A 7,232-nucleotide genomic window follows, 5' to 3' on the forward strand; every position below is an offset into this window, starting at 1 on the left:
GTCATTTCTCAACTGCTGAGAATCACAGCTGATAGAACGAAGTTTCATGCAGACCTACCCCGGAGCAAACGCAACCATGCTCAGCAGCACAGTGCTCACCCAGATCCAAGCCCTTGGCGTCCCTGTCTGGATCGGCGCCTTCATACTCGCCCTGGCGCCCGTCCTACGCTTGTTCCTGGTCCCCTCAATGGACAACTTCCACCGGTGGAGAGAATCAAAGCACCGAGATCGCGAGTACCTTTTGAAGATCGCCGATCAGTCGGAGAATGATCTGGAAACAAGTTGGGTAAGGGAGTCTTTGCTGCAAGAAGCCTTTCGACAGCGCCATGGCGTGCTCGTCGAGCGCGAGGAGCGCCTGGTTTACGCCAGTCTCATGCGCCGTTACTCACCAAGCATCAAATGGCGCCATATCAGGGGCATCAGCACGCTGGCACGGCGCGGTAAGGACGGCAGTAGCATTGAGTTTCGTATGCCCTTGCGTGAGCGTCGCTGGCGGTACACTGCCGCCACTACTGGCATGATTTTCTACCTGTTCGGCAGCCTGCTTTGGTTGGAAGGCCTGCTTCCCGCCATGCAGGGCTCTTGGGCGGGAGTCGTTCTCGGCCTTCTGGTCGCAGCATTAGGCGCTTTTACAACGCGCGTATCCCTGTTCGCTCTGCGGAGCTACGATGCAATCGGGAAAGTTATCCAGCCCAATGAGCGTAGTGAGTCTCTTTTGATCCCGATCCCCGAGGCAGAAAAGCCAGTGCCTTGATCTGTCAAGCCATCACCAATTGACGCTGTGCCGCGCCGGCGCGCTTGACCTCAACCCCGGTTGGGGGAGCACAGTGGACCTCCCTCCCCCGACCGGTGCCACGATGACGACGCTCGATGTCTCCCGCTACCTGCAACGCCTGCAGCTGGATGCACCGCCACCGCTGACGCTGGCCGGACTGACCCTGCTGCAGCAGCGCCACAACGCGCTGCTGCCATTCGAGACGCTCAGCTGCCTGCTGCGCGACGCGGTGCCGATCGACCTGGACAGCGTGCAGCGCAAGCTGCTCGACGAGCGCCGGGGTGGCTACTGCTTCGAACTCAACGGCGGCCTGCTGGCCCTGCTGCAGGCACTGGGCTTCGATGCGCAGCCGCTGAGTGCGCGTGTACTGCTGGCCGCACAGGACGGCGAACTGACGGCACGTACCCACCTGCTGCTGCGCGTCCAGGTAGAGGGCGATGACTGGCTGGTAGATGCCGGTTTCGGCAGCCTGACCCCGACCGTTCCGCTGCGGCTGCGTGACCCGCAGCCGCAGGCCACGCCACACGAGCGCTATCTGCTGCAGCGCCTGCCCGAGCAGGGCGACTTCGTGCTGTCAGCCGAATCCAGCGACGGCTGGCGGGCGATGTACCGCTTCGATCTGCAGGCACCGGCACCGATCGACAACGTGGTGGGCAACTGGTACGTGTGCACCCACCCCGATTCCAGCTTTCCGGGCCAGCTGCGCGCGTCGCTGACCGGGCCCGACTGGCGCCGCACCATCGGCAGCGGAAACTACACCGAGTACCGCCCCGGGCAGGCGCCGGACAAGCGCCCGCTGCACGATGTCGGCGATGTGCGCGAGGTGCTGCAGCAGCGTTTCGGCATGCAACTGCCCGACGATCCACGACTGGACCCGGCGATCAACGACTGGCTGCAGCGCTCGCGTGCCTCGATCTTGTAGAGCCGAGCCCATGCTCGGCTGAGCTTGGGCGCCTGGGCCAACAGCAGCCGAGCGTGGGCTCGGCTCTACAGAACTGCGCGGGCCTGCAGCGCGATGCGGTTGCCTTGCCAGCTGCGCGCGTCGCTGACCTGGCCCGACTGGCGCCGCACCATCGGCAGCGGAAACTACACCGAGTACCGCCCCGGGCAGGCGCCGGACAAGCGTCCGCTGCACGATGTCGGCGATGTGCGCGAGGTGCTGCAGCAGCGTTTCGGCATGCAACTGCCCGACGACCCACGACTGGACCCGGCGATCAACGACTGGCGGCAGCGCTCGCGTGCCTCGATCTTGTAGAGCCGAGCCCATGCTCGGCTGAGCTTGGGCGGCTGGGCCAACAGCAGCCGAGCGTGGGCTCGGCTCTACAGAACTGCCCGGGCCTGCAGCGCGATGCGGTTGCCTTCACTGTCGCGGATCTCGGCCACTCGCCAATCGCCGGCATCGGCCGGGCCGAAGCGCAGTTCGGCACCTGACTGCAGCGCGCGCGCGAGGCTGGCATCCAGGTCATCCACGCCGATGTAGATGCGCGCGCCCTGCTCGGAGGGCCTGTAGTCCGCACCTTGCACCAGCGCCATGCTGGCACCCTCCGCGTCATCCGAAAACGGCAGGTACGCCATCTGGCAGTCATGCAGCAGGATCGGCGCATCCACGTCCACCCGCAGCCATTGCTGGTAGAACGCAATGGCACGGGCCAGGTCACTGGCGGGGATCTCAACGTGCAGGATCGAGTTCATGACTTTTCCTGGTGCCGGCAACTCAGATGATGCGCAGGGTAATCGCCTTCAGCACCGCGCGGGTGCGGTCACGGGTGTCGAGCTTGTCGAGGATCGCCGAGACATAGTTCTTCACCGTGCCCTCGGCCAGGAACAGGCTGCGCGCGATCTCCTTGTTGCTGTAGCCACCGGCCAGCAGGCGCAAGATCGCTACTTCACGCTCACCGAAGGTATCGGTGGGCGGCGCTTCATCATGGAAGCGGTAGCGGGCGCGTACCGGCTCGGTGCTGACCGGCAGCAGCAGGGTCTCACCGGTGGCAACGCGCTCGATCGCCTCGCGAAGGTCGGCCGGTGCTGCGTCCTTGAGCAGGAATCCCTGCGCTCCCGCCTCGCTGGCGCGCAGCAGCAGATCGCTTTCGTCGAAGGTGGTCAGCAGCAGCAGCGGGGTGGCGTCACCGCGTGCGCGCAGCTGGCGCAGCGCTTCGATGCCGTCCATCCCGGGCATGCGGATGTCACTGAGCACCACGTCCACCGGCTGGGTGGCCAGCGCATCCAGCAGCGCCTGGCCGTCTTCGGCCTCCAGCACCACCTCCACGCCCAGCCCCTGCAACAGCGCGCGCAGGCCGGCACGGACCAGCGCCTGGTCGTCGGCCAGGGCAACACGGATCGCGCCGCCGCTCATGCTGGCACCCACGCGGTCAGGTGCATGCCACCCTGCGCGGTGCGGGCCAGTTCCAGCTGGCCGCGCACTGCGGCCAGGCGCTCACGCATGCCGGCGATGCCGTTGCCCTCTCGGATGCGCTCGGCGCACTGGCCGTCATCACGGATGTCGATACGCAACCGGGAATCCTCTTCGTTGATCGTCAGCCATACGGTGTCTGCGTTGCCATGCCGGGCGGCATTGGTCAGCGCTTCCTGTACCAGGCGCAGCACAGTCTCTGCCATCAGCGGGTCGGCCACGCGCACGCTCTCGCCGATCTGCAGCTGCAGCTTCGGGCGCGGAAACGGCGCGGCCAGCGCGTGCAGCGCAGTAGCCAGATCGAGGCCGCGATCATCGCGCATCGATTGCACCACCTGGCGGATGTCGGCCAGCAACTCGCCGGACAGCTGCTCGGCCAGCACCAGTCCTTCGCGCCCGGCCAGCACAGGGTCGGCCGCAAGGGCGCGCAGGTTCAAGCGCATCGCGGTGAGCTTGTGCCCGGCCACATCGTGCAGTTCGCGGGCCAGGCGCAGGCGCTCGGCATCGCGTGCACTGTCGGCCAGCAGTGCACGTGTCGCCAGAAGATCGGCATTGACGCGGGCCAGGTCATCGCGGGCCAACGCAGTGCTGCGCGCGTAGTGTGCGGTCAGTGCGGCAAATGCCTGGAACCCGCCATACAGCAGCACCACCAGCAACGGCTGGGTGAAACCACTGTGGCGCAGCACGAGATACATGGCGAGGTTGGCCAGCAGTGCAACACCCAGCACGAAGCGCGGTGGCCAATGCTCGGCCAGCTGCGCCACCAGCACCACCAGCAGTACCGGCGCGGTTCCGGTGCGCGGCTGCAGGGCAACCAGTGTGATCGCCAGCACGGCCTGCAGCGCCGCAGCCAGTGCACGCACGCGGATCGGCATTGCCGCCCATCCGTGCACCACGAACAGCAGCAGGAACGCGCCAAGCGACGCCTGGCTGAGGCCGGCACCGGCGCCCTGCACGCCGAATGACAGGCCCACCACCAGCACGGTGACCAGGCCGGCGAGGCTGAGGGGACGCAACAGGTGGCGGAACAGGCTGGGCATGACCTGATGCTGACGGCCGCGGCAGCAACCGGCAATGGGTCCAACGCAGAAAGTGACTTCTGGCACGTCGGATCGATGACCACTGGCCCTGAACCCACCAACGCGCCCCGCGCAGACTGGCTCCACACCGCAACACACCACCCACCTCCGGAGCCACCGCCATGATCCGCACCGCCCTGCTCAGCACCGCCCTGACTGCCCTGGCCCTGGCCAGTGGTGCCCACGCTGCCGATCTGGCAGTGACCGTACACGATGTCCGCGTGCAGACCGGCACCCTGCGCGTTGCACTGGTCGACAGCGCTGCCGCCTGGGACGGCAAGGCCAAGCCGGTGCAGGCGCAGCAGGCGACGCCCAGCGGCGACAGCGCCCACTTCACATTCAAGAACCTGCCGGCCGGCAGTTATGCCGTACTGCTCACCCACGACGAGAACGACAACGGCAAGCTCGACACCAACCTGGTCGGCATGCCGGTGGAAGGCTATGGCTTCAGCAACAACCCGCAGGTGATGCGCAAGCCGACCTTCGACGAGGCACGCGTCGACGTGCCGGCTGCCGGCGCTGCCATCGACATCACCCTGCGCTGATTCCAGCATCCAGACCCGAGGCCATCATGGACCGTCGCCGCTTCCTCCGTACCCTGCTCAGCAGCAGCGCCTGCCTGGCCCTGGGCGCCACCGCACTGCGCAGCGCACCCGCCTTCGCCGGTGACCCGGCCCGTTTCGCGCAGGGCCTGCAGGAGCACGGGTGGCTGCTGGGCTGGCGCAGCGTCACCAGCGAGAGCCTCGGCCCGGCCACCGTGCAGCTGCAGGGCCGGCTGCCGGCTGGCCTAGCCGGCACGCTGTACCGCAATGGCCCGGCCTGGACCGAGCGCGATGGCTTCCGCTACGACCACTGGTTCGACGGCGATGGCATGGTGCATGGTTGGCGCTTCAACGGCGATGGCAGCCTGACCCACCACGGGCGCATGGTGGCCACGCCGAAGTTCAGCCGTGAACAGAAGGCCGGCCGCTTCCAGTACCCGGCGGCCGGCTCCAGCGTTCCCGGTGCCCTGGCGGTACGCAACAACGATGACGCCAACGTGGCCAACACCTCGGTGACGATGATCAATGGCCGGCTGTTCGCGCTGTGCGAGTCCGGCTCGGCGTTCGAAGTGGACCCCGATTCGCTGCAGACCCTCGGGCCGGTCACCTGGCGCCCGGATCTGGCCGCGCTACCGTTCTCCGCGCATCCGCTGCCGGACCGCGATGGCAGCGTGTGGAATTTCGGATCGATCAGCCTGATGGGAGGCCACGGCCTGCTGGTCTGGCACATCGGCAGGGACGGCAAGCTGCGCAGTGCCAATGTGATTGAAACGCCGGAACATGGCTACCTGCATGCCTTTGCGATGACCGAGCAGCACCTGGTGTTCGTGCTGATGCCGTTCGACTTCACCGGCACCGGCGGCAGCTTCTTCGAGCGCATGCAGTTCGCGTCGCAGCGCCCGTCACGCATCGCGGTGGTGGCCAAGGATGCGCCGGACAAGGCGCAATGGTTCGAGGCACCGTTCGCGGCGATCTACCACTTCGGCGATGCCTTCACCCGCGACGGCGGCATCGTGCTGCGCGCGGTGCGCCACGACGACATCAACGAAGCGCGTTCGCCAATGCAGGAAGCGATGGCCGGGGACGGCGCGCACGCTGCGAACAGTGGCGCCAGCCTGGTCGAGTTGCACCTGGACCTGCGCCGCGGACAGGCTCGCTGGGAAACCCTGGGCATCAGCGCGGTGGAGTTCCCGCTGTTCGATCCACGTTCGGCCAACACCCGGGGGGCGCGCCTCTACGCGCCGACCATCGATGGCCCGGCCACGGCGCCGTACTTCAACGCAGTGGCTGCATTCGATATCGAGCGTGGGCGTCGCCAGCTGTGGCACTACGGGCCGGACATCATGGCCGAGGAACATGTGTTCGTGCCGCGGCCGGGCAGTCGCAACGCCGATGACGGCTGGCTGGTCGGCACCCTGCTCGACCCGGTGAACAAGCGCAGCGGCCTGGCGGTGCTGGATGCGCGCCATGTGGATGACGGCCCGCTGGCACAGGCCTGGCTGCCGTATGCGGTACCACTGGGCTTCCACGGCACTTTCGCCGCGCACGGCTGAGTCCACGCTACGCGGACACCGTTGTTGGCATGCTGGGACTCCCCTGCCCCGTGGAGTCCTGCATGTCCTTGGCCGACCATCGAAGTACGCTGGCACCGCACGGTTTCCTGCGCGTGGCGATCAACCTGGGCAACCCGGTGCTGGCACAGGGCGATGCGCGCTCACCGCGCGGCCCCTCGCTGGAACTGGCTACCGCATTGGCGCAACGGATGGGGGTGCAGGCACGCTTCACCTGCCACGATGCCGCAGCCTCGGTGGTCGCCGCAGCGGGCGAAGACGGCTGGGACCTGGCTTTCCTGGCCATCGATCCGGCACGCACCGACCGCATCGCCTTCAGTGCCCCGTACGTGGAGATCGAAGGCACCTATCTGGTTCGCGAGGACAGCCCTGCGCAGCAGGTGGCCGACCTCGACCGCGAAGGGCTGCGCATCGCGGTGGGGCGTGGCGCGGCCTATGACCTGTTCCTGAGCCGTGAACTGCGCAACGCCACGATCGAGCGGGCGGAGACCTCGGCGGCGGCCATCACCCTGTTCGATCAGCAGCGTCTGGATGCCGCCGCCGGCGTGCGCCAGCCGCTGGTGGCCTGGGCACAGGCGCATCCCGGCCATCGCGTGCTGGCCGACCGTTTCACCGCGATCCAGCAGGCGGTGGCGGCGCCAGCGTCGCGCCCGGCCGAGGCACTGCAGACACTGTTCGACGAGGTGGAAGCGATCAAGACCGGTCCCTTGCTGGGCGAAGCGTTCGCCCGTGCCGGGCAGGCAGTCACGCTGGTGCGGTGACTGTAGCGGGGGGGGGGGGGGGGGGGGGGGGGGGTGGGTGGGGGGGGGGGGGGGGGGGCGGCGGGGGCAGGGGGGGGGGGGGGGGGGGGGGGGG

The 7,232-nt window shown here is 67.6% G+C and carries 9 protein-coding genes; 6 read left to right on the forward strand and 3 right to left on the reverse strand.

Annotation, left to right across the window (positions count from 1 at the left end):
• Positions 1-46 precede the first annotated feature (46 nt).
• The 3 genes from V3B41_RS08075 (at position 47) to V3B41_RS08085 (ending at position 2,030) form a co-directional block, all read left to right on the forward strand.
• Positions 47-754: a hypothetical protein gene (locus V3B41_RS08075; RefSeq protein ID WP_329860611.1), complete on the forward strand. Its 708-nt coding sequence runs from the start codon at positions 47-49 to the stop codon at positions 752-754.
• Between the two features lie 103 nt (positions 755-857).
• Positions 858-1,697 carry an arylamine N-acetyltransferase gene (locus tag V3B41_RS08080; RefSeq protein WP_295550480.1) on the forward strand — a complete coding sequence of 280 codons (840 nt, stop codon included), beginning with the start codon at positions 858-860 and terminating at the stop codon, positions 1,695-1,697.
• 93 nt (positions 1,698-1,790) lie between these two features.
• Entirely contained in the window at positions 1,791-2,030 is a 240-nt protein-coding gene (locus tag V3B41_RS08085) for a hypothetical protein (protein ID WP_329860613.1), read from the forward strand.
• A gap of 65 nt (positions 2,031-2,095) precedes the next feature.
• Here the strand turns inward: V3B41_RS08085 and V3B41_RS08090 are convergent, their stop codons facing one another.
• Genes V3B41_RS08090 through V3B41_RS08100 form a run of 3 tightly spaced genes read right to left on the reverse strand, consistent with a single transcriptional unit; the run spans position 2,096 to position 4,225 of the window.
• Entirely contained in the window at positions 2,096-2,467 is a 372-nt protein-coding gene (locus V3B41_RS08090) for a VOC family protein (RefSeq protein ID WP_295547022.1), read from the reverse strand.
• Between the two features lie 22 nt (positions 2,468-2,489).
• Positions 2,490-3,128 carry a response regulator transcription factor gene (locus V3B41_RS08095; protein ID WP_329860775.1) on the reverse strand — a complete coding sequence of 213 codons (639 nt, stop codon included), beginning with the start codon at positions 3,126-3,128 and terminating at the stop codon, positions 2,490-2,492.
• The gene (locus tag V3B41_RS08100; protein WP_049428965.1) at positions 3,125-4,225 is read right to left on the reverse strand and encodes a histidine kinase; all 1,101 of its coding nucleotides are present in this window, start codon (positions 4,223-4,225) and stop codon (positions 3,125-3,127) included. The genes V3B41_RS08095 and V3B41_RS08100 overlap by 4 nt, the downstream gene beginning before the upstream one ends.
• 161 nt (positions 4,226-4,386) lie before the next feature.
• On the opposite strand from V3B41_RS08100, the gene V3B41_RS08105 reads away from it, so the two are divergent.
• The 3 genes from V3B41_RS08105 (at position 4,387) to V3B41_RS08115 (ending at position 7,138) form a co-directional block, all read left to right on the forward strand.
• Positions 4,387-4,809, forward strand: coding sequence for a DUF2141 domain-containing protein (locus V3B41_RS08105; protein ID WP_295547025.1), 423 nt, complete (start codon positions 4,387-4,389; stop codon positions 4,807-4,809).
• Between the two features lie 26 nt (positions 4,810-4,835).
• Positions 4,836-6,359 (forward strand): carotenoid oxygenase family protein, encoded by a 1,524-nt coding sequence (locus tag V3B41_RS08110; RefSeq protein WP_329860617.1) that lies wholly within the window; start codon positions 4,836-4,838, stop codon positions 6,357-6,359.
• 62 nt (positions 6,360-6,421) lie between these two features.
• A complete protein-coding gene (locus V3B41_RS08115) occupies positions 6,422-7,138 on the forward strand; it encodes an ABC transporter substrate-binding protein (RefSeq protein WP_019338955.1) in 717 nt (238 codons plus the stop codon).
• Positions 7,139-7,232: the final 94 nt, after the last annotated feature.

This window comes from Stenotrophomonas sp. SMYL89 (genome assembly GCF_036319985.1).
Classification (GTDB): domain Bacteria; phylum Pseudomonadota; class Gammaproteobacteria; order Xanthomonadales; family Xanthomonadaceae; genus Stenotrophomonas; species Stenotrophomonas maltophilia_Q.